This is a genomic window from Spirosoma fluminis (assembly GCF_054778895.1).
Genome location: NZ_BAAGZD010000041.1, coordinates 937789 through 959508 on the forward strand (window position 1 = coordinate 937789; position 21720 = coordinate 959508).

Here is a 21720-nt window from a genome sequence, read left to right on the forward strand (position 1 = left end):
GTTGGGTTTTTGTAACTTGCAGCTATTGTGAATGAACGATGGATACCGAACAACGGCTTGATTCGTTGGTTGTAAGCCCGTTCATTATTTACTCGCCATTATACATCACGAGTACGAACTGGCGAAACTACTAAAAGTACATGGAACAACGCGAACCAGAAGGATCGAACGAAGCGCGCGTGTCCCCGCCAACGGGACCTCAGCCTGATCATACCCCCCCTACCGCTACCCAGTCACCGGTTCCGCAGCAGGCCAATCAACCCGGAAACGGGCAACGGGCAACTAACCAGCGTGAGAACCGGCAACCCAATAATCGGAACGAAACGAACCGCAACGGCCGTAACGATGGCTCAGGCCAGCGCGAACCCCATCAGCGGACGTTCACCCAGCGGGATAACAACCAGCGGACGAACCGGAACGATACGCCCCCGAACAAGAACCCGTCTCCGGCCAATGACCGCGACCGATCCCAGGGAAACCGCGAGCGAAATTCGCCCGAACGCGACAGTCGGCCCGAGAGCCCGGCCGTACGCGACTCCGGTGACCAGGGCGGCCAGGTGCTGGACAATACGGGCCGTGACGAACGCCTGATCATCGGCATATCGCTCGGCGACTACAACGGCATTGGCCCCGAAGTAATCCTGAAAGCGTTGCAGTATAACCGCCTGCAAAAGATCTGTACGCCCGTTATTTACGGCTCTATGCGCGTACTGAATCGCTACCGCAATCTGCTGAACTTCAAAGACTGGAACCTGAACGGTGCTCAGACCATTCATCAGATTAGCCACAAGATGACGAACGTAATTACGTGCTGGCCGGATCAGAATCAGGATATTCAGCCGGGTCAGGTAACGCCAGAAGCAGGCCAGGCCGCTTTTGCCTGTCTGCAGCGCGCCGTTGACGATCTGAAAGCCGGCAAACTGGATGCGCTGGTTACGGCACCCATCAACAAATACAACATTCAATCCGAGGAGTTCAAATTTCCGGGGCATACCGAATACCTCGCGCAAGAGTTCGACGTAGCGGATAACCTGATGTTCATGGTCAGCGAGCGCCTGCGGGTTGGCGTGGTAACGGGGCACGTACCATTGGGGCGCGTTCGCCAACACGTTACGCGCGAACGTATTACCCAGAAGCTATCGCTGATGATGCAGTCGCTGAAGGAGGATTTTGGCATTGAAAAACCGAAAATTGCCGTGTTGGGCTTGAATCCGCACGCGGGCGAAGAAGGGCTACTAGGCGACGAGGAGCAGGAGATCATCAAGCCGCTGCTGGCCGACTGGAAAAACAAGGGGCATCTGGTGTTTGGTCCCTACCCCGCCGATGGCTTCTTTGGCACGCGGGGCTATACCAAGTTCGATGCTGTATTGGCTATGTACCACGACCAGGGCCTGATTCCGTTCAAATCCATTGCGTTTGAAGAAGGAGTTAATTTTACCGCGGGCATGCCCGTTGTTCGCACCTCCCCCGATCACGGCACTGCGTATGATATTGCAGGTAAAAATCTGGCCGACGAAACGTCGATGTTACAGGCCATTTACACCGCCGTCGACGTAGCGCGTCAACGAAAAGAACACGCTGAACTGGAAGCAAATGCTCTTAAATAAGTTATAAAGTTACAGAGTTATAAATGCATCTTATAATTCAATAACAGTTCGACCGTATAACTCGATAACTCATGCTTAAATCAATGACTGGCTTCGGCAACGCAACTGTAGAGGCCGCTGGCCTGTCGGTGACGGCCGAGGTTAAAACTCTTAACTCGAAATTTCTCGACATCTACTGCCGGATTCCGCGTCAGTTTTCGGATAAAGAAATTGAGCTTCGGGCCTTGCTCACTCAACAACTGGAACGCGGTAAGGTCGAATTATCGCTCAATCTGACCCGTACCAGCGCCATTCGGCCGGGGGTGACTATCAATCGCCCTCTGGTAGCGGCTTACGTGAGTGATCTTAAGGAAACGGCGAATAGCATGCTGATGAGCGTTTCGGACAGCGACGTACTGCAACTGGCTCTGCAGCAACCCAATGCGTACGTATCGGAATCCGCTGACCCTTCGGCCGACGCTTCGGACTGGACAACCATACAGGCGGCCGTTCAGGAAGCAATCCGGCGTTGCGACGAATTCCGCAGACAGGACGGTGCCGTGCTGGAAAGCAAGTTTCAGGAGTATATTAAAACCATCAGCGACCGGCTGGCCGATATTGAAGAGCAGGACGTACGGCGGATTCCGGCGGTGCGCGACCGGATGCGGAATAGTGTCAGAGAGTTACTGGAGAGCGAAACCTTCGATCAGAACCGCTTTGAGCAGGAGCTGGTCTACTACGTCGAGAAATTCGATATTTCGGAAGAGAAGGTTCGACTTAAGAATCACCTGAGCTACTTTCTGGAAGTGCTATCAACCGAAGAAGCCAACGGCAAGAAGCTCAACTTCATCTCGCAGGAAATTGGCCGGGAGATCAACACCATCGGCTCAAAAGCAAACGACGCAGCCATCCAGCGGTTCGTGGTTCAGATGAAAGATGAGCTGGAGAAGATCAAAGAGCAAACGATGAATGTCATTTAGAGCCTGTTAGCGACGTCGTATAGCCGTCAACTGCAGCTTATAGGCCTTATACGCTGGCTCTGGTTTGTCGCCAGGGCCAGGCGTATACACCTGCACCTGTTCATCAAGCCGCCTGCCGCTAACGACTACCGACAGGCGATTATTCACGTAGGCTTCCGGTACGGCTCTTATCTTCAGCGAGTCGGGCATGTTTTCTATGTGAAACACAACCGTTTCCGTGTTCAGAACGTACTGCTCGCAGCCGCGCGAACACGAAACCAGTTCGATTTCGGCGGCCTGATTTGTGAATGTGTCGGGTAACACTTCGTCGGGCGCGCAGCCCAACAGCCCCCAGAAACCGACCTGAGCCAGCATAACCAGTACGCCCTTCATAGCCTGTTTGTAGTTGATGGTATGTTTTTGATAAACCAATGAACAGTCTGCGGTCAAGTTTGTTTGATAAGCCAGTGATTTGATTGGACGACGAGCGAATGAACAAACTACCTGCCGACTTTTACCAAACCCACGATACGTTAACGCTGGCTCAATTGTTACTGGGCTGCGAACTGGTTCACGAAAGTCCGGAGGGCACTACGGCGGGCATCATTGTCGAAACCGAAGGCTACATAACCGGTGATCCGGCCTGCCATGCCTACCGGCGAAAAACAACGCGCAATGCGGCCATGTTTGGTCCCGCCGGTACGCTGTACGTCTATCAGATTTATAATCATTACCACTGCATCAACGTTGTAACGGGACCGGAAAACGTGGGCGAAGCGGTACTCATCCGGGCGATTGAACCTACCGAAGGTGTTGAGTTAATGGCTTTACGACGTAACGAAGCCTTCAAAACCGGGTTCGAGCGCTACCGCAACAACACCATTGACCCGAAAACACCGGCCGGTTTCCGCAACCTGTGCAACGGCCCCGGCAAGCTGGTGATCTCGATGGGTATCAACCGGCATGACCACAATTTTTCGTCGCTTACGAACGGCCCAATTTTTATTCGACCAACGGTGTTGCACGACTTTGAGATGGTCACGACAACCCGCATCGGCCTAACCCACGGCGCCGACCTCCCCTACCGATATTACGTAAAAGGCAACCGGTTTGTAAGTAAGTTGTAACGTCAGTCCAGTTGATATGCGTGCAACCCCTTCGTTAAGAGTAGGTTATATCCAAGTACCTTTTGGGCCTAATTAGAGTCCTTTCACTACGTCTTGGGCATATTTTCTGAGAATTGACCTCGCCCGCAGAAAACTACTCAAGCACAACTAACGCAAGTGCGTGCAACGTTTCTCTACAACCTGTGTCGTTAGCCTGAATGAATCTCCTTCACTAGCTAACAACAAATACATCCGCTAACCAGCCAACCCCCATGAAATCTTTTCTACTTGCGCTGCTCGCGTTCGCGTCGAGCACAGGCTTCTTATTGGCTCAGCAATCCAGAATTTCCGGTTTACTGCTTGATTCCACGGCGAACAAACCCGTGGAATTTGCCACGGCCGCGCTCCTGAAATCCGGTAAAATTGTGCAGGGAACCACCGCCGATGCGACCGGAAAATTCGTTTTCTCGAAAGTCGACGCGGGCACGTACAGCGTTCAGATCTCGTTCGTCGGCTATACCTCAAAAACAGTTGCCCCTGTTACGGTCCCAGCCGGACAGGATGTGGAAGTCGGCGTCATCAAACTGGCCCAGACGGTCCAGAAGCTGGCTGAAGTAACAGTAACCGATCAAAAGTCCCTATTCGAAGAGAAGTCGGACCGGATGGTTTACAATGCCGAAAAAGACATCAGCATTAAAGGGGGCGATGCTACGGACGTATTAAAGAAAATTCCGTCGATAGCCGTTGATATTGAAGGTAATGTACAGCTTCGGGGCAGTTCTAACATTAAGGTGTTAATCAACAACAAACCGTCCAGTATCGTTGCCCGCAGCATTTCGGACGCGCTAAGACAAATTCCCGCCGACATTATTAAGCAGGTAGAGGTCATTACGTCGCCGTCGGCCAAATACGATGCCGAAGGGACGGCTGGCATCATCAACATCATTACCAAGAAAAATTCGCTGCAAGGGACCAGCGGCTCCGTCAGCCCCAATTTCGGTCAGTGGAACAACTGGCCGAACGCCAGCATCAACCACCGGATGAAAAGCGTTTCTCTTTCGGCCAACGGTGGTTTCAGCGACTGGAAAAACAAACGGTACATACGGCTTCTGCGGTCGTTCACGAACGAAGGCGTTGTCACAGATCAGGACCAGACGCAATGGGTACGGGGCAACGGGAAGAATTTTTACGGTACGCTCAATGTAGACTGGGACATTGACTCCCTCAATCGGATCGGGACAGGCTTGAATTACTACGATGGGGCCAATACCAACGGCTTCGACATCAACTTCGAGGAGAGTAGCCGGGGGGTGGTTAACCAGTATTTTCGCCGGGACATGAGCCGTACTTACGACTGGTCCGGGGCCACGCTTAATCTGGATTATACCCGACTTTTTAAGAAGCCGAAACAAGAACTCACCTTCCTGATGCTGTACTCGTTCGAGGGCGAAGACAGTAATTATGGCTCTACGTTGTTAAATCGGGCTAATTTGCCTTACTATCGCGAAAAGAGCTATAATATCAGCAACAATAAAGAAGGCACCATTCAGCTCGATTTCACCAATCCGCTGGACAGTGTGAGTAAGCTTGAGTTGGGCACCAAAGCCATCTTCCGGCAAATTCTGAGCGATTACCGAATAGCCACTGCTGCCGATGGGTCCACTACGTTTACGGATCAACCGGCCCTGGCCAACGTATTCGATTACGCCCAGCAGGTGGCCTCTGCCTACGTAGTGTACAGCCGCACACCCAAGAAAAACTGGGGATTGAACCTCGGTGCCCGCTACGAACACACGTTTATTCAGGCCAACTTCCTGAACGGAACCGCCCCATTCTCGAATACGTACGGCAATCTAATTCCGAGTATCAGCCTGTCGCGTAGTCTGAAAAAAGAGCAGCAAATCCGGTTGAACTATTCACAGCGCATTCAACGGCCCCAGTTCTTTTACCTGAATCCCTACATAAATCAGGCGGATTCCAAGAATCTGTACGGTGGTAACCCCTACCTAAAACCTGAATTAACGCACTCCATTGAGGCTAATTACAGCATTTCCATTAAGCAAACGAGCCTGAACGCTTCGTTCTTTCTGCGCCAGACCAACAACGCCATCGAAAGCGTCAATACCGTAAATAGCGAAGGGGTTCTCCTGCAAGTTTTCCAGAACGTAGCGCAGAATTCGGCCTATGGTGTCAACCTGAGCGCCAATACGAAGCTCCTAAAACAGTGGACAGTTAATGGATCGGTTAATTTGTTTTACAGCGTACTGGAGAGTGCCGAGTTGAAAACGCGGAACGAGGACTGGATGTACCGCATCAACCTCAACTCGACAATCGACTTTGGCAAAGGGATTAAGGCCCAGCTTTTCGGCTTTTACAACTCGGCCAGGGTGAACTTGCAGGGGACGTACGGAGGATTTGGTTTCTACAACATCGTGCTGCAAAAAGAGGTCCTGAAGAAAAAAGGCACTATCGGCTTCGGCTACGACAATCCGTTCAGCGAAACCATTAACTGGCGGAACGATTTCGTGGGTCCGAATTTTGTGCAAACGCAAGACGTAGCCATGTACCGTCGGGGCTGGCGGCTCAACTTAAAGTATGAATTTGGAAAGATGAACGGCAGCCAACGCCAGAAGAAAAAGATCAGTAACGACGATAAAAAATCGAGTGAAGGCAACAACTAACGCGCGGTAGAACGCGGTACGTCTATTTTGACCGTACATATCGAGCCAGATCAGCAATTGATTGTATGCCCAACGCATTGGCTTGCTTACGTCGCATCATCAGGCAGTAACTATTACCGAAGCCTAATGGGCGTTGCCAGAGCAAACTGTATCGCTTCAGAAAAGCATCCTTAACGAACGCATACACGGAATCCGATTGCATAGGCAAACGTTGAAGCGTGTTGGCGGGCGGTTGCAAAATGACCAGTAAACCCGTTCCTGTGTATTCGGGGTAAAAGTCGATAGCCCCCGTACGGAGCGCATCGAAGCATATCTGCGTACCGCCAAGCCCCGTGCGCGACGCTACGCGGAGCCGCGTGTGACTTTCGATAAGCTGCCGGTAAATCTCAGCCAGGATGTATTGTTCCGTAAATACCTTCGACCCCATCACAATTGTTTCCGGACGGTCACCGGGTTGAGAACTTCGGTACAAACCAACGGCTTTCAGGTACGTACGGGCAATGCTTTCGGGCGATTGGTGTAGATAATCCGCCTGATAATTGAGCGCTGTCATGACTGAATCGGTCAACTTGCCCGCCAGCAGATCGAGCGTTGGGCCTAACTCCGGGTGGCGCGTAAGCGTTGACTGACGGACGACCGGAGCGGCTTCATAGGGCGGAAACGCGTGCCGATCATCGTCCAGAACGACCAGATCAAAGGCTTTAATACGTCCATCAGTAGAATAGCCGCTGATAATGTCGACCTGCTCACGACGAATTGCCTCATACATCAGGTTCTGATCAATCAGTCGAGGGCGCAGTTGCAAACCGTACGTTTTCTGCAAACCTGGGTAACCGTCGGCACGGCCATAGAATTCATGGGCGAATCCGGCAATGAGCTTATCAGTACGTCCGGGCAACAGGTAAAAAGCCGACAAGAAAGGAACGAGGATAACGAATACGATGGCGCTTATGCGTAGTCTCCGGCCAGACAGTTTTTGCAGTCTGGCTAAGCCCAAATCAAAGCCAACGGCCAATAGAGCCGCTGGAATAGCCCCTGCCAACATCATGTTGACGTTACTGAGCGCGATACCACCAAAGATAAATTCACCCAATCCTCCGGCTGCAACATAAGCCGCCAAGGTCGCTACGCCTACATTGATGACCGTTGCCGTTCGAACACCGGCGAAGATTACGGGTAACGCCAGAGGCAGCTTTATCTTTGTTAAAACTTGTCTGTCAGTCATGCCAACGCCCTGCGCGGCTTCTATAATGGGGGGACTCACTTCGGTGATACCGACATACGTGTTCCGAATGATCGGCAGGAGAGCGTACAGGAACAAAGCGACCAGTGCTGGTCCAACGCCAATTCCCAACAGGGGGATCAGAAAACCCAGTAAGGCGACACTTGGCACGGTTTGCAGTACCCCCGCCACGCCCAGCACGCTACTCGCCAACCGTTTCTGACGCGCGATCAGAATACCCAGCGGCACACCGATCAGTAAAGCAAACAGCAACGACACAAACGTTAACCCGATATGGGTCAGCGTTTGCTCCAGCAACTTATCAGATTGGTCACGGACGAAGGCGAAGAAATCAGTCATGGGTGGAGCAGTCAGCGTAACAAATTACTTGAATCGTTGTGGCTGCTCATCCAGGAAATCGCGGACAAAATCAGTAGCCGGTCTATTCAGCAGTTCATCGGGCGGCCCGATCTGAACAATACGTCCTTTGTCCATCAACGCGATCCGATCAGCTAATTCGAGGGCTTCGTTCACATCGTGGGTGACCAGCACAACCGTCGTTTCTTTCAACTCATTCAGGCCAAACAATTCGCGACGAACATGCCGACGCGTGAACGGATCGAGCGCCCCGAACGGCTCATCCATCAGCACCACCGGCGGACGGGCAGCCAGCGCCCTGGCTAACCCTACCCGTTGTCGTTGTCCACCACTCAGTTCGGCGGGGTGACGATTTAACACGGTTTCGGGCAGCCGAAGCGTTTTGATTAGCTCATTCGTTCGCTGTCGGATGGCGTCAGCGTCCCACCCGAGCAATCTGGGCACGGTTGCAATGGCTTCGGCAATGGTGTAATGCGGAAAAAGCCCCCCGTCCTGAATTACGTAGCCAATACGGCGACGCAAGTCAGGACCATATTGGCTGCGCACATCTGTACCATCGACGAATACCGAGCCGCTGCTTGGCTCAATCAATCGGTTGATCATCTTGAGCGTGGTGGTCTTACCACAACCGCTTGTACCCAGCAAAACCAGCGTTTCACCCGGCGCTACGGTAAACGAAACATCGTCAACAGCAGCCTGCGTCGAAAAGCGTTTGGTCAGGTTACGTACCTCGATCATTATGAAACCACCTGAACGCCTTTCCAGAAAGCTATCCGGTCTTTGATCTGGCTGGCGGCTGGTTTCGGATCGGGGTAGTACCAGGCAGCGTCCGGATTGGCTTTGCCATCTACGTGTAACGAGTAGTACGACGCCAGCCCTTTCCAGGGGCAAGTTGTGTGCGTTGCGCTGTCGGTCAGGTATTCCGCTTTGACCGATTCTTTGGGAAAATAATGGTTATTTTCAACGACGACCGTATCGTCGCTTTCGGCAATAACCTGACCATTCCAGATCGCTTTCATAACATATAGTTTTGAGTTGTGACTCTGACAACGTTTTGTGTCATCCCTCGTATCTCGGGATGACACAAAAGTGCTTTAGTTCTACATCGAAATAAGCATAACCGCCCCTATTTCAACACCTGCACCTCGATTACTGAATTATCATACACCCGGTGCGTAGCCTTCTGGAAATCGTCGGTGTTGGCTTTGAAGATGTTGTCGACGTATTTCTGTGGGTTACGGTCGATGAGTGGGAACCACGTACTCTGCACCTGGATCATCACGCGATGCCCTTTCTTGAACGTATGCAAGACATCCTGCAACCGGAACGTAACATCCGTTACCTCACCGGGTTTAAATGGTTCTGGCTTCTCGAACGAATTACGAAAGCGCCCGCGCATCGCTTCAGAACGTACCATCTGCTGGTAGTTGCCCAACGTAATGTTTTTGTTCGGCATGTACGCATGGTTCGGCTCATCGGGCGGGTACACGTCGATCAGCTTCACAACCCAGTCGGCATCCGTACCGGTGGTGCTCACTTTCAGTTTCGCCGTAATTTCTCCGCCCAGCGTTAAATCGTCGGTGAGTACGTCGGTTTGAAACGTCAGCACATCCGGACGGCGACCCGCGAAACGCTGATCTTCCGACATGTAATTGAACGGCGTAAAGCCCTGCGTGGTCGTAATGTCCTCGGTATAAGGCACCGGCTTCATGGGGTCGCTGATAAACTCGGAATAAGCACTTCCACCGCCCTGCTGCGCCAGTTGGCCATTAGCCGCTAAGTGATACTGAACTGTCTGTGCGTTGGCAGCTGGCCATTTGTCGAACGTTCGCCACTCGTTTCGTCCGGTATTGAACAGATACGCTTCGGGCAGCCCCGTTTTGCCATCGCCCGCTCCCTTCAGGAAGTGATTGAAGAACTTCGCTTCGATAGTACGTTGGTAGAAGGTGGCGATACTGTCGCCGAAATAGACGTTGCTATGCAGGGTATGCCCCGTTTCGCGCGACCAGCGACCATGCCCGAACGGCCCCATCACCAAGGTGTTATACGTACCGGGGTTGTTCTTTTCTATTGTTTTGTAGATGTTCAATGGGCCGTAAAGATCCTCGGCATCGAACCAGCCACCGACCGTCATTACCGCAGGTTTGATGTTTTTCAGATGAGGGATAATGCTCCGTTTCTGCCAAAACTCGTCGTAGTTCGGGTGCTCGACGGTTTCCTGCCAGTAAAAATTATCCTTGTAATACTTGTCGGCATTCTTTAGCGGACCTAAATCATACTGCCACTGAAACCCATCTTTCGAGCCGGTCTGAATCATCTGGTTGTTATACCAGGCCTGCGTAGTGGGTTGTGGGTGCTGAACGCCAAACACCGGGAAGGTGAACAGATACGCCTGAATAAAAGCACCATTATGATGAAAATCATCGAAGAAAAAATCGGAAACCGGAGCCTGGGGCGATGACGCTTTCAGAGCCGGGTGAGCCGCAACCGCCCCCGCAATTGTGTAAAAACCGGGATAACTAATGCCCCACTGCCCAACGCGCCCGTTGTTGTTCGGTACGTTCTTCAGGAGCCACTCGATGGTATCGTACGTATCGGAACTTTCATCAACCAAGACTGGCCCTGTTGCCTTAGCCGACTTCTTTTTGCCTTTGGCGGCTGTAACGGGTTGCTGATCAGTGACGGTGGGGGTCATATTCGTCCAGGTCCCTTCCGAAGCCCAACGTCCCCGTACGTCCTGATACACCACGATGTATTTGTCGCGCATGAGCGTAGCAGATGGCCCTACTTGGTTAGGATAGGCATCGGGGCCATACGGCGCTACGCTATAGCACGTCCGCTGCATTAAAAATGGGTACTTCGGTCCGTCGCTGCGGTTTGTCGCCGACGCGTCTTTGGGTACGTAAACAGCGGTGTGAAGCTTCACACCGTCGCGCATTGGAATTTTGTATTCGTATTTCTGGTAATTCTCGCGGACGAAGTTGCCAGCGGGCTGATTCTGCGCCTGAGCCGAAACCGTCGCTACAACCGCGATTAGGCAATAAAGCCAATTTTTCATGCTGTTAATGAATTAAGAATTGGTATAAACACCCGTAAATATAGCGGGCGGACAAATCCTTTACGCACAAAAAACGCCCGCTTGCAGCAGGCGTTTCAGGGCTTGTCTATTTCGCATTAGCCGCGTACCACTCCCGGAAGCTTTGCTTTGGCGGTTCGGGTAACTCACGAGCAATGGCCCACGGGTTAATGGAGCCCGCATGGCTGATGGCATGTGGCGTGTTGGCCAAGACCTTCCGGGCGATACGTCCGAGTCGGGCATACACTTTAGGGCGAGCCAGCACTTTGGCCAGCGCTTTCATGCCCAACCGTTTACCAGCAGGCATAGCATGCTCCTGGCCGATGATCTGCCGCCATTTGTAGAGTTGAACGTGAATGTCGATCTTAACCGGACACACATCGGAACAGGACCCGCAGAGCGTACTGGCGAAAGGTAGCGAGCTGTGTTTTTTCAGATCGACATTGGGCGATAGAATCGCTCCAATTGGTCCCGGTACGGTAAAGTCGTAGCTATGCCCGCCACTCCGCCGATACACCGGACAGGTGTTCATGCAGGCACCGCAGCGAATGCATTTCAGCGAGTTCCGGAAATCAGGGCGACCTAACTGATCAATCCGGCCATTGTCGACGATAACGATGTGCAGCTCCTGCCCGGGTCGGGGTTTATGAAAATGACTGGTATAAGTCGTCGACAACTGGCCCGTTGCCGAGCGAGCCAGCAGTCGGGTAAAGACCCCCAGGTGTTCGAACCTGGGAATGATTTTCTCGATACCCATACACCCAATATGCACAGGCGCTAACGTAACGCCCAGATCGGCGTTTCCTTCGTTGGTGCACACCACAAAGCCGCCGGTTTCGGCAATGGCGAAGTTTACACCTGATATGGCAATATCGGCAGCGACGAACTTTTCGCGCAGGTGCTGGCGGGCGGTTTCGGTCAGTCGTTGCGGGTCGCTTTCTCCTTCGGGTGTACCGAGGTGCTCGTGAAATATCCGTCCGACATCTTCTTTCTTGAGGTGAATCGCCGGTAGCACAATGTGGCTTGGCGGCTCATGATTGAACTGAATGATCCGTTCGCCTAAGTCGGTGTCAACGACTTCAATGCCATTCTTCTCCAGAAATGGATTCAGGTGACATTCCTCCGTGAGCATCGACTTGCTCTTGACGATACGTTGCGCGTTATGCTTCCGAAGGATATCTAAAACGATCTGGTTGTGCTCACGCGCATCGGCAGCCCAGTGGACCTGAACGCCATTTGCCTGTGCATTCCGTTCAAATTCCTCTAAATAGTCATCCAGCCGACTAAGCGCATGGTTCTTGATCTGCGATGCCAGTTCACGGAGTTGCTCCCACTCAGGCAGCTTGTAGGCCATTCGGTCGCGTTTCTGACGGACAAACCACAAGGTTTGATCGTGCCAGGTTGTCCGATCGGCATCGGCAGTAAATACTTCGGCGGCTTCAGGATGTGTCATAACTTAGAGATCACGCGCTTTCACACGAACAGGGTTACCATCTTTATCGGCAATGACCAATTCGTCGTCATCGCGTTTTGCCTTTTCGACTAACCGTTTATGAACTAGCCAAAACCCTCCCAGCACTTTTGCCGACAGAGTCTCTCCTCTAGTTGTCGTTTTCATAGGACGTTCTTAACCAATTCCACAATTACTGGTCAGTCACTTCATTCCCAATACGTTCTCCATTTGCCATTTGCTCTGGTTGTACACCGCTATTATTAATAATAACGTAAGATCGGGTAGAGAAAGTTGTCTCAAATGCGAAATCAATACGTTCACGCATCAACTGATCGATCCGCTGCAACATAATCCGCCTGGCTTCAAAAACTACAGACTCAACATTGAATGGCGGCAACTCTCGTGCAATCTCATCGGCATTTACAAACTCAACTACATTCAGCACTTCCGGCAATAACGTGTAAGCAGCCGTGGTTTATCCAGCTCCGTTTGGCCCAGCGAGTATGTATAGGTCGGGCATACTTATAGGTGCGCACTGGTCAATATCTCTGCTACATGCATCACCTTAAGGGGGAGCTTTTTACGTCGGACGATCCCCTCTAAATGCATCAGGCAGGAGACATCGCCCCCCGTAATAACCTGAGCACCATTTTTAACGTGATCATCAACACGGTCCTGCCCCATCCGGGCTGATACAGCCGCTTCAGATACGCAAAAAGCACCACCAAAGCCGCAGCATTCGTCATACCGATCCAGTTCGATTAATTCTAGGCCTCGCACCTGCTTCAGCAGGCGGCTGATGTGTCCATCCCGAACGGGCGTCAGTTCAGAGTCAGTAGCTAACCGCAAACCACGCTGTCCATGACAACTCTGATGCAGCCCAACCCGGTACGGAAACTCAGCGTCAAGGCTTGTCACCCCTAATACGTCGGTCAGAAATTGCACCAGCTCGAAGGTACGTTCGCGGACATGCTTTACTGCCGGTGACTGGTCTATGATGTTAAAGTGCTTGCGGACGTGGTACACGCAACTTGCCGACGGCGCAACGATATAGTCGTAGTCGGCGAAGGTGCGAACGTAGTTCTGATAGACCGGAATGGAATCCGCTTCGCAACCCGCGTTCGCCATCGGTTGACCACAACAGGTCTGCTGCATTGGAAATGAAACCTGGACACCTGCCTTTTCGAGGAGTCGCAGGCTGGCAATTCCAACTTGCGGATAAAACTGGTCAACGTAGCAAGGAACAAATAAGGCAACGTTCATAAGTAAGAGAAGCCTCTTCCAAGGCCAGCCAATATAGGTGCTAAAGTGCGTCTCTTCTGGTAGTAGACCATCCTAGTGCTACCTATAATAACGGTCTATAGCTGAAATATTTTTTTCATCAACGACCACTTTTCGCCTGGCTTCGCCATTGGCAACGCCTGTTGATACTGCCACATAAAGTTCTCCCATTGCTGTACAATCGGATTAGCCGCATCGGCAGCGTCCTTTTGCGCAAACGAAAACGTATCATCCGTATCCATAATCATGAACAACCGATTACCGATGCGGTAGATCTCCATGTTCGTAATACCCGACTCTCGAATACTTGCTTCGATTTCAGGCCAGATTCGTTCGTGATGCTGTTCGTATTCAGCAATCAGCGCCGGATCGTCTTTCAGGTCAAGGGCAAAACAGTAACGCATACCTATGGAGCCACTTCAGCGGGAGCATTCGCTCCGTACAGATCGTCGGCCTTGATCTGATACCCCTGCAGGGCATAGAATACGATGTAGCCGAAGCACACCAGCGGCACGAGCAGGGCATACACAGCACCACTCGCAAATAAAGCGCCTGCCACCAACGGCATCAGCGCGCCACCGACAATGCTCATGATCACCAGAGAAGACGCCATCTTCGATTCTGCGCCCAATCCTTTTGTCGCCAGCGCAAAAATCGTTGGGAACTGGATGGAGTGGAAGAAGTACGTGAAGCTGAGAGCAATAACGGCGGTTAAGCCACCTACCAACATCGCAATCACTACCATAGCAACGGCTCCGCCTGCGTAAATAGCCAGCACCAGGTTCGGACGAATACGGGTCATCAGCGCCGTACCGACGAAACGGCCCAGCATGAACAAGACCAAGGCGAACGATGCGTGAAAACCGGCAATCTGCGTCGGAGACAGGTCGGTAGGCGAACCCGTCAACGAGTTGATAATATTCATATAGCCCTCCGCTAATGCCCAGTGTCCATCGCGGGAGAAGTCGAGTTTAAGGTCAACAAAGTAGCCCCAAAGGGTTGCTTGTGCGCCTACATTCGCGAATTGCGCAATAACGCCTAAGGCCAGATGCCGATGACGTAACACGCTTAGAATCGAAACCTTTCCTGCGCTCTGCTCCTCTTCGGCCCCAACTTCGGGCATTTTGGTAAAGGCAAATAGTAGCGTCACCAACGCGATGATGATCCCAATGACCAGATAAGGCCCCTGCACTGACAGCGCTTCTTCTACACGAATGGTTTCGGCCTGCGCTGGTGTCATTGCCGACAGCATTTCGGGCGTGTATTCCGTTTCCGAGAAGATAAATAAGGCACCAATGATGGGCCCAAGGATGATGCTGATTCCGTTGAACGACTGCGAGAAGTTTAACCGCCATTCCGATTTGTCGGGGTCACCCAGTACCGTTACGTATAGGTTAGCCGCCGTTTCCAGGAAGGCAATGCCACAAGCCATCGTGAATAAGGCCAGCAGGAAGAAGCTATATACCCGCACTTCGGCCGCTGGGTAGAACAAAAAGGCACCGCCCCCGTAGAGCAACAAGCCAAACAGGATGCCGCGCTTATAGCCAAATTTCCGCATTACGTATCCGGCGGGCAGGGCCATGAAGAAATAGCCGAGATAAAAAGCAAAGTCGACGATACCCGCCTGAAATCGGTTCAGGTCCAGCGCAATCTGGAATTGCTTGATCAGTGAGCCGTTCAGACTATTCGCCAGTCCCCACAAGAAGAACAGGCTGGTAACCAGAGCGAAGGCAATACCATAGTTGCCCGAAGCCTGACCATTTTTGAGTTTAACGTTTTCGGGAGCGGGTCCGAGAGCCATTAATTCGTTTCTTTTAGGTTTAGGAAGTTTGATTTATGTATGCCGGAATGGCAAAGAAGGACAAATAAACGAATTAATCCGTGATTGCGCGGTCAAGATGCGTATAGCCACCATCAACATGAATCAACTGACCGGTGGTGTGGCTTGACCGGTCCGAAAGCAGGAATACAACCGCATTCGCAATCTCTTCGGCAGTGGTCATCCGCTGCTCCAGCGGAATTTTTGAGACAATCTGCTGGAGTTTCTTGTCGGGTTCAGGCAGGGTTTTGATCCAACTGGCGTAGAGCGGGGTCCAGCATTCGGCTACAATCACGCAGTTAACCCGAATACCATAGGGCAACAGCTCAACAGCCCACTCGCGCGTCAGCGCATTACGTCCGCCGTTAGCAGCCGCGTAAGCCGACGTATTTCCCTGCCCGGTTTCGGCTACCTTCGAGCCAATGTTGACAATCGCCCCTTTTGACTGCTTCAGCGCGGGTAGTGCATGGTGAGCCATGAGGTAGTAATGCACCAGATTTTTGTGCAATGACGCCACAAACGCATCGTACGAACCCTGTTCAAGTCCAACGCCATCGTTAACACCGGCGTTGTTCACCAGCCCGTCGATACGTCCAAACCTGGCTACCGTTTCTTCTACCGCCCGTTGACATTCTTCTGGTCGGGTAAGTTCGGCGACAACGTGGTGAGCACGACCTCCGGTTGCCTCAATGGCCTCGACAGTCTGTCGATTGTCGTTTTCGTTCCGGCCTATGATTACCGGGATGGCCCCCTCAGCGGCTAAAGTTGTAGAGATACCTTCGCCAATCCCTTTGGCCCCGCCCGTAACGAGAATTAGTTTATCCTGTAAGTTTAAATTCATAATGCGACTCGCTTAAACGTATCTGCCCGCTCTTTCAAAAAAAGAGCGGTGACGGAAGAAGAAAGACAGTTCATCGCCTATTCTCCTTCTACCACCGCTTGTTTAGACGTAAAATCAGTTAGGGAACGTAGGTTTCCAGCACGGTCATGTCGCCGTCGGGCACAAGCGTTACGTTATCGACCGAAGCCGGAATCAAGGCGCATTGACCCATTTTGAGCGGCACGTCATATCCACCCGACGCTTTAATGGTCAGTGACCCAGCTACGCAGATCAGTACAACAAACGAGTCGATGTGGGTGTAGTCGTGTTCGACTTCCTGATTGAAGTTCAGGACATTGGTTACGAAATAGTCGCAGGTAACGGCGTTTACGCTCTCGTTGACTTTTTTCTCGTACTGCGTTTTGTACTGATCGTAATGGTGGTAGTCAATGGCATCGACAGCCAGCTCGGTGTGCAATTCGCGTTTTTGACCGGTTGTCGCATCGACACGGTCGAAGTCGTAAATGCGGTATGTCGTGTCGGAGGTTTGCTGAATTTCGGCGAGTAATAACCCTTTACCGATGTAATGCACCCGGCCCGCAGGCAGGAAAAATACGTCGCCCGGTCCAGCCTGCTCAATGTTCAGAATATCCTGAATCGTATTGTCGGCAACGGCCTTAACGTACTCGTCTTTGGTGACTTCGCGGTTGAATCCGGAATTAAGCGTTGCGCCTTCATCCGCCTGCATGATGTACCACATCTCGGTCTTGCCGTGGCCACTCTGCCGCTTTTTGGCCAACTCATCGTTCGGATGAACCTGAATAGACAGGTCGTCGTTGGCGTCGATGAATTTGATCAGTAGCGGAAAGCGATCCCCGTACTTCTCGTAGACGTGTTCGCCGACCAGTTCGCCTTTGTATTGCTGGACTAACTCGTGCAGCGACTTGCCTTGTAAGCCTCCCTCTTTCACAACCGAGACGTTCCCTTCAACGTCGGAAACTTCCCATGTTTCGCCACAATTTGGCAGGGGCGAAAAGTCCTTACCTAATACAGTGTTGATTTTTTGACCACCCCAGATTTTATCTTTGAAGATAGGCTCGAACGTAAGCGGATATAGCATAGCGAATTATTGAGTCATTGGTTGTTCCTCAATCAACCGCAAAGTAACGCATTTGTTGCTCCGCTTGAACGCACCGGAATCAGGAGAGTATGCCAAAATTCAGGGTGCTGGTATTGGCCGGATTTGCTGACGCACAGCCCCGCTACGGTCACTTTATCTTTGAGCCCAGAAAAACCTTACACCCGTTTCCGTTTGCTTTGCTGGGGTTTCATGACAAACCGGCCGATCACAACGAGTGGAACACCCAAGGTAAGCCAGGAAAGGCCATCCCAGAAATTATCGCCCACCAGAGCAGCAATCAGGCCGATCAGGCTCAGCGCCGTCAGCAGCAAAGGAATGGTCCAGACATGCCAGAAATCGCTTTTCATTGTGCTTCTCCTTTCTGTACGCTAAGGGTTAAAATTTCGGCTTCTTCCAGTTGTAGGCTCGCCTGTTTCTGCTCAGCGACTGTCATGCGGGCCATATGAGCTTTAGTGGCTTTATTGCGGGCAAACCACAGGTACAGCCCACTGGCCAACACCACAATGGTGATGATATCGAACAATGCCCAGATGATCTTCAGGGGCAGTCCGCCGTAGTCGCCAAAGTGAAGCGGCTGCGAAATAAACAAGGCGTTGGCGTACCAGGGCATCGTTCTCATATCGGTGAGTTTACCCGTTTTGGCGTCGACCAGCGCCGGTTTAATCAGCCGTTCGGTCAGTGGGGTGTTGCCTTTCATAAACACCGCGTAATGGTGCTGGCTGGAATATGGCGAACCGGGATAAGCGACAAACGACAGGCTCATGCCGGGAGCAGCCTCATAGGCCACCTTCATGGCCTGATCGAGTGGACTTAATTGCCCGGTCAGTGGAGACTCATTTTTGTAAGGGGCCACCATCTCGGCCAGTTGCCCCTGCTGCCATACGCCCACGACAACCTCAGCTAACGTATTAATAACTCCGGTCAGGCCTACTACCGTCGCCCAGGCTACCGTCACTACGCCCAATAGGTTATGCAGATCGAGCCACTTTAACCGGGTCGATTTTTCGGTACGTACCACGCCGAAGTTGAAGCGACGCATAATGGGGCTGTAGAGCATCAATCCCGACACAATGGCTACCACGAACAGGATACCCATCAACCCCAAAAACAGCTTACCGCCAATCCCCATGAACATATCGACGTGCAACTGAAGCATGACGTACATAAAGCCTTCCTGCACTTTAGGCTCTTCGAGCACTTTGGCGGTGCGGGTATCCAGAATGACGAGCTTATAGTTGTCTGCCGGAGCCGTTACCGAATCCGTCAGTGTGAAGGTCATAGTATTCGGCTCATGTTCGTCCTGATACGCATACCGGATCACCTTGGACGGAAATTGCTGCCGGGCCGTTTGCGCCAGTCGTTCAAGGCCTATCTGCGGGGTACCCTCCGGCATGGGCGGAGCCAGTGACGCTTTGCCTTCCAGCTCTTCAATTTCTTCGTGGAAGATGAGCGGTAGACCGGTCAGGCACAGCATCAGCAGGAAAGCGGTGCAAATCAGGCTCGTCCATTTATGGATCTGGAACCAGGTCTTTACCTGTTTTGTGGTACTCATGGTCGCGGGGGTTACTGGTAAATCGGGAAACGGCAAACACAGTCGATCCGAGGGGGATCGACTGCGACTACTTAAAGTTTGAAACTGACACTACCGACAAAGCTTCTCAGCTTCTGCGGGTTAGCCGTCGTGTAGCCAATCCAGTACCGCTGATTGGTTAGGTTGTCTACTTTGGCCCCAATCCGGAACCGCTTATGGTCGTAGAAAGCCGACGCGTTCAGAATCGTATAAGCTGGCAGCACAAATTCACCCTGGCTGATACTGTTCAGGATTTTGTTGTCGCTGGCGTAGTTTCCGCCAAATCCGAAGCCCAAGCCTTTAACCAGGTGCTGGGGTAGTCGATAGCTCAACCACAGGTTCGCCAGGTACGGCGACGAAGCTGTAGTAGGCCGGCGGCCCACCACATCGGCATCGGCACGTTCGAGTTTGGAATCGTTATAGCTAAAACCAGCCACGACATTGAAACCAGCAAAGGGATTGGCAATCACGTCGACTTCGATACCCTTGCTGAGTTGGGTGCCGTCCTGAGTTTGCGCAAAGCGGGCAGCCGCCAGAGGGTTCGGATCGGTACGCAGAATGTCTTTGACCCGAATGTTGTAGTAGCTGATGGTAGTCGTTAGTTTCCCGCCGAAAGCGTCCAGTTTAACCCCTGTCTCGAACTGATTGGCCTGTTCGAGCTTCGCATTACGCTGCGTGATGCTGTCCGACGCCGTTACGTCATACGCATTATACACACCCCGGTTGTTGAAGCTGTTCTGGTAGTTGGCGAACAGGGAAACTTTATCTTTAATCGGCTGATAAACCAGACCAAACTTTGGCGAAAGGGCAGTCTGCTGGTAAGCAGTAACCGGTCCTCCTTCCGAACCACCTTTGTTATCGTACCGATCGACCCGAAGAGCCGCCAGTACGCTCAGCTGGTCGGTGATATTCAGCACGTCCGATACGTAGGCGCTGTAAACGTTTCGCTTGTTAATGATCGGATACGTAAAACCCGGTGCCCCATTGGCGTAGATCGAGTCCATCGTGGCACCACTGAACCGGCTGTAATCATATCCAGGAATATTAAGTGGAACGATATCTAAATTACTGCCGAAAAACTTCTGGTTGGAGTTGATACGCAGGAAGTCGAGCCCAACAACGATCCGGTTGCGGAGTTCGCCAAGCTGAAAGTCTCCGTTGAAATTCTGCTGCACTTCAAACACGTCGTTCGTACTGTTATCCGTCGACTGATCGGCACGGGCCAGGTAGTTGGCTTTGCCTGCATCGGCCGGATTGCCGGTAACCATTGCATCAGGAACCAGGTAGAAATAAGGCCCGAAGCCATTCGAAAAGCTCTTGCTGGACGTAACGTACGTTGATGACGTAAAGGTTGGCGACAGTTTGTAGTTGATCTGGCCAAACAAGTTGGTACTTCTCGACTGCTGGGTCAGGCCGCTTCCCATATACGAATTGCGATAATCCAGGTTCAGTTGGTCGGCCCGGTTAGCGCCCAGTTGAGCGGCCGGGAAATAGAAGAAGATAATCTGCTTGCCAACGTTCGTGCTCCGGAATACCTCTGCATCAAGCAAAATCGACAGGCGGTCGTTAGGCTTGTAGAGTAAGCTAGGAGCCAGGGCGAAGCTGCGGTTGAAACCCTGGGTCTGGAACGTACCTTCGTAGTTGTAGGCCGTATTTACCCGGAGCATTAGTTTCCGGGCGGGATCGATGGGTGTGTTCACGTCAACACTCACCCGGTTAAGGCTGTAGCTTCCACCTGCGTAGGTCACCTCGCCACCGAACGTTTCGTAGGGCTTCTTCGTCACGCGGTTCATCAGACCACCGTACGAGGTTAAAGCGCTACCGAACAGGGTAGCCGATGGTCCCTTGATGACTTCCAGCTTCTCCAGATTGACGGCATCGATACCACTGGATACGTAACCTGCTACGCCGTTGCGGAGCGAACTTTGCAGGATAAAACCACGGCTGCCGTAGAAGCTGCCCCCATCGCCTGAGCGGCCCGTTGCTTCCCACATGCGCTGAACACCCGGCGCGTTACGAACGGCGTCGTCGACCGAAAAAACGAGTTGTTCAGTTAAAAGCTCTTTGCCAATGCTGTTGTAAACCTGTGGATTTTCAAGGTTTTTCAACGGCATCTTCGATACGTAGTCGCTCGATGTTCGGGCAAACCGATTGGTCAGGCCAGCGCTCACAATCACTTCCTGCAATTGGGCCGCGCTTTCCGATAAAACAAAGTCGAGCGTTGCGTTCTCGCTGGCCGCTACGGTAATGTCTTTTTCCGTGGTTTTCAAACCGACCGACGAAACCTGAACAGTGTATGTTCCCGCCTTAACCCGGCTGATTGTGTAGTCGCCTTTGCTGTTGGATAGAGTTCCCTGTCCTTTTCCTTTCAGGCTTATGGTAACGCTTTCGGCCGGATTACCATCGGAGGTGGTTACATTTCCCTTGATGGCAGCCAACTGCTGGGCAACAACCGGCACTGATATAGACAACAAAACCCCGATCAAAGAGAGGTAGCGAAGTGAACTCATGGACGCTTTTCTTATTTAGACTATATTTAAACAGTGCAAAGTAAATAGACAAGCGTCGAACAACAATGCATTATTTAAAATAAGTCTAAATAATTAGCCGGGGAGATACTCCACCGTG

20 protein-coding genes are annotated in these 21720 nt (G+C 52.0%); 4 read left to right on the forward strand and 16 right to left on the reverse strand.

The window, feature by feature from the left end; genetic code table 11:
- The first annotated feature begins 140 nt into the window (after positions 1-140).
- Both pdxA and ACYVBJ_RS25740 read left to right on the forward strand, forming a co-directional pair.
- Positions 141-1607: a 4-hydroxythreonine-4-phosphate dehydrogenase PdxA gene (gene pdxA / locus ACYVBJ_RS25735; RefSeq protein ID WP_460985156.1), complete on the forward strand. Its 1467-nt coding sequence runs from the start codon at positions 141-143 to the stop codon at positions 1605-1607.
- A 71-nt stretch (positions 1608-1678) separates the two neighbouring features.
- On the forward strand, positions 1679-2566 hold the full coding sequence (locus ACYVBJ_RS25740; RefSeq protein ID WP_460974962.1) for a YicC/YloC family endoribonuclease: 888 nt from the start codon (positions 1679-1681) through the stop codon (positions 2564-2566).
- 6 nt (positions 2567-2572) lie between these two features.
- On the opposite strand, the gene ACYVBJ_RS25745 is transcribed toward ACYVBJ_RS25740, so the two are convergent.
- Entirely contained in the window at positions 2573-2977 is a 405-nt protein-coding gene (locus tag ACYVBJ_RS25745) for a hypothetical protein (protein WP_460985157.1), read from the reverse strand.
- A 59-nt stretch (positions 2978-3036) separates the two neighbouring features.
- Here ACYVBJ_RS25745 and ACYVBJ_RS25750 point away from each other — a divergent pair, with 59 nt between their 5' ends.
- Together ACYVBJ_RS25750 and ACYVBJ_RS25755 are read left to right on the forward strand one after the other, a co-directional pair.
- Positions 3037-3672 carry a DNA-3-methyladenine glycosylase gene (locus tag ACYVBJ_RS25750; RefSeq protein WP_460985158.1) on the forward strand — a complete coding sequence of 212 codons (636 nt, stop codon included), beginning with the start codon at positions 3037-3039 and terminating at the stop codon, positions 3670-3672.
- 251 nt (positions 3673-3923) lie between these two features.
- A complete protein-coding gene (locus ACYVBJ_RS25755; RefSeq protein ID WP_460985159.1) occupies positions 3924-6332 on the forward strand; it encodes a TonB-dependent receptor in 2409 nt (802 codons plus the stop codon).
- A 22-nt stretch (positions 6333-6354) separates the two neighbouring features.
- On the opposite strand, the gene ACYVBJ_RS25760 is transcribed toward ACYVBJ_RS25755, so the two are convergent.
- The 15 genes from ACYVBJ_RS25760 to ACYVBJ_RS25830 all read right to left on the reverse strand — a co-directional run bounded on the left by ACYVBJ_RS25760 (position 6355) and on the right by ACYVBJ_RS25830 (position 21602).
- Positions 6355-7914, reverse strand: coding sequence for an ABC transporter permease/substrate-binding protein (locus tag ACYVBJ_RS25760; RefSeq protein ID WP_460985160.1), 1560 nt, complete (start codon positions 7912-7914; stop codon positions 6355-6357).
- Positions 7915-7938: 24 nt separating this feature from the next.
- Positions 7939-8670: an ABC transporter ATP-binding protein gene (locus ACYVBJ_RS25765; protein WP_460985161.1), complete on the reverse strand. Its 732-nt coding sequence runs from the start codon at positions 8668-8670 to the stop codon at positions 7939-7941.
- Entirely contained in the window at positions 8670-8951 is a 282-nt protein-coding gene (locus ACYVBJ_RS25770; protein ID WP_460985162.1) for a DUF427 domain-containing protein, read from the reverse strand. The genes ACYVBJ_RS25765 and ACYVBJ_RS25770 overlap by 1 nt, the downstream gene beginning before the upstream one ends.
- A gap of 107 nt (positions 8952-9058) precedes the next feature.
- A complete protein-coding gene (locus ACYVBJ_RS25775) occupies positions 9059-10990 on the reverse strand; it encodes a CocE/NonD family hydrolase (protein WP_460985163.1) in 1932 nt (643 codons plus the stop codon).
- Positions 10991-11096: 106 nt separating this feature from the next.
- Positions 11097-12461, reverse strand: a complete 1365-nt coding sequence (locus ACYVBJ_RS25780; RefSeq protein ID WP_460985164.1) for a lactate utilization protein B — start codon at positions 12459-12461, stop codon at positions 11097-11099.
- Between the two features lie 3 nt (positions 12462-12464).
- A complete protein-coding gene (locus ACYVBJ_RS25785) occupies positions 12465-12626 on the reverse strand; it encodes a hypothetical protein (protein WP_460985165.1) in 162 nt (53 codons plus the stop codon).
- Positions 12627-12651: 25 nt separating this feature from the next.
- Positions 12652-12915 carry a hypothetical protein gene (locus ACYVBJ_RS25790; protein WP_460985166.1) on the reverse strand — a complete coding sequence of 88 codons (264 nt, stop codon included), beginning with the start codon at positions 12913-12915 and terminating at the stop codon, positions 12652-12654.
- A gap of 68 nt (positions 12916-12983) precedes the next feature.
- On the reverse strand, positions 12984-13724 hold the full coding sequence (locus ACYVBJ_RS25795; protein WP_460985167.1) for a (Fe-S)-binding protein: 741 nt from the start codon (positions 13722-13724) through the stop codon (positions 12984-12986).
- Between the two features lie 95 nt (positions 13725-13819).
- A complete protein-coding gene (locus ACYVBJ_RS25800) occupies positions 13820-14146 on the reverse strand; it encodes an L-rhamnose mutarotase (protein WP_460985168.1) in 327 nt (108 codons plus the stop codon).
- A gap of 2 nt (positions 14147-14148) precedes the next feature.
- Positions 14149-15543, reverse strand: coding sequence for an L-fucose:H+ symporter permease (gene fucP, locus ACYVBJ_RS25805; RefSeq protein ID WP_460985169.1), 1395 nt, complete (start codon positions 15541-15543; stop codon positions 14149-14151).
- Positions 15544-15616: 73 nt separating this feature from the next.
- Complete coding sequence (locus tag ACYVBJ_RS25810) at positions 15617-16402, reverse strand: L-fucose dehydrogenase (protein ID WP_460985170.1); 786 nt, start codon at positions 16400-16402, stop codon at positions 15617-15619.
- Positions 16403-16520: 118 nt separating this feature from the next.
- Positions 16521-17501 (reverse strand): type I phosphomannose isomerase catalytic subunit, encoded by a 981-nt coding sequence (locus tag ACYVBJ_RS25815; protein ID WP_460985171.1) that lies wholly within the window; start codon positions 17499-17501, stop codon positions 16521-16523.
- A gap of 176 nt (positions 17502-17677) precedes the next feature.
- Positions 17678-17869, reverse strand: coding sequence for a hypothetical protein (locus ACYVBJ_RS25820; RefSeq protein ID WP_460985172.1), 192 nt, complete (start codon positions 17867-17869; stop codon positions 17678-17680).
- Positions 17866-19074 (reverse strand): PepSY-associated TM helix domain-containing protein, encoded by a 1209-nt coding sequence (locus tag ACYVBJ_RS25825; protein WP_460985173.1) that lies wholly within the window; start codon positions 19072-19074, stop codon positions 17866-17868. The genes ACYVBJ_RS25820 and ACYVBJ_RS25825 overlap by 4 nt, the downstream gene beginning before the upstream one ends.
- Before the next feature lie 71 nt (positions 19075-19145).
- Positions 19146-21602 (reverse strand): TonB-dependent receptor domain-containing protein, encoded by a 2457-nt coding sequence (locus ACYVBJ_RS25830; RefSeq protein WP_460985174.1) that lies wholly within the window; start codon positions 21600-21602, stop codon positions 19146-19148.
- Positions 21603-21720 lie beyond the last annotated feature (118 nt).

Excerpts from the sequence above, each read along its gene's own strand:
- ACYVBJ_RS25740 (WP_460974962.1), top strand. The coding sequence starts at position 1,679 with ATGCTTAAATCAATGACTGGCTTCGGCAACGCAACTGTAGAGGCCGCT.
- ACYVBJ_RS25765 (WP_460985161.1), bottom strand. The coding sequence starts at position 8,670 with ATGATCGAGGTACGTAACCTGACCAAACGCTTTTCGACGCAGGCTGCT.
- ACYVBJ_RS25770 (WP_460985162.1), bottom strand. The coding sequence starts at position 8,951 with ATGAAAGCGATCTGGAATGGTCAGGTTATTGCCGAAAGCGACGATACG.
- ACYVBJ_RS25755 (WP_460985159.1), top strand. The coding sequence starts at position 3,924 with ATGAAATCTTTTCTACTTGCGCTGCTCGCGTTCGCGTCGAGCACAGGC.
- ACYVBJ_RS25785 (WP_460985165.1), bottom strand. The coding sequence starts at position 12,626 with ATGAAAACGACAACTAGAGGAGAGACTCTGTCGGCAAAAGTGCTGGGA.
- pdxA (WP_460985156.1), top strand. The coding sequence starts at position 141 with ATGGAACAACGCGAACCAGAAGGATCGAACGAAGCGCGCGTGTCCCCG.
- ACYVBJ_RS25775 (WP_460985163.1), bottom strand. The coding sequence starts at position 10,990 with ATGAAAAATTGGCTTTATTGCCTAATCGCGGTTGTAGCGACGGTTTCG.
- ACYVBJ_RS25780 (WP_460985164.1), bottom strand. The coding sequence starts at position 12,461 with ATGACACATCCTGAAGCCGCCGAAGTATTTACTGCCGATGCCGATCGG.
- ACYVBJ_RS25815 (WP_460985171.1), bottom strand. The coding sequence starts at position 17,501 with ATGCTATATCCGCTTACGTTCGAGCCTATCTTCAAAGATAAAATCTGG.
- ACYVBJ_RS25820 (WP_460985172.1), bottom strand. The coding sequence starts at position 17,869 with ATGAAAAGCGATTTCTGGCATGTCTGGACCATTCCTTTGCTGCTGACG.
- fucP (WP_460985169.1), bottom strand. The coding sequence starts at position 15,543 with ATGGCTCTCGGACCCGCTCCCGAAAACGTTAAACTCAAAAATGGTCAG.
- ACYVBJ_RS25760 (WP_460985160.1), bottom strand. The coding sequence starts at position 7,914 with ATGACTGATTTCTTCGCCTTCGTCCGTGACCAATCTGATAAGTTGCTG.
- ACYVBJ_RS25795 (WP_460985167.1), bottom strand. The coding sequence starts at position 13,724 with ATGAACGTTGCCTTATTTGTTCCTTGCTACGTTGACCAGTTTTATCCG.
- ACYVBJ_RS25830 (WP_460985174.1), bottom strand. The coding sequence starts at position 21,602 with ATGAGTTCACTTCGCTACCTCTCTTTGATCGGGGTTTTGTTGTCTATA.
- ACYVBJ_RS25810 (WP_460985170.1), bottom strand. The coding sequence starts at position 16,402 with ATGAATTTAAACTTACAGGATAAACTAATTCTCGTTACGGGCGGGGCC.
- ACYVBJ_RS25800 (WP_460985168.1), bottom strand. The coding sequence starts at position 14,146 with ATGCGTTACTGTTTTGCCCTTGACCTGAAAGACGATCCGGCGCTGATT.
- ACYVBJ_RS25750 (WP_460985158.1), top strand. The coding sequence starts at position 3,037 with ATGAACAAACTACCTGCCGACTTTTACCAAACCCACGATACGTTAACG.
- ACYVBJ_RS25825 (WP_460985173.1), bottom strand. The coding sequence starts at position 19,074 with ATGAGTACCACAAAACAGGTAAAGACCTGGTTCCAGATCCATAAATGG.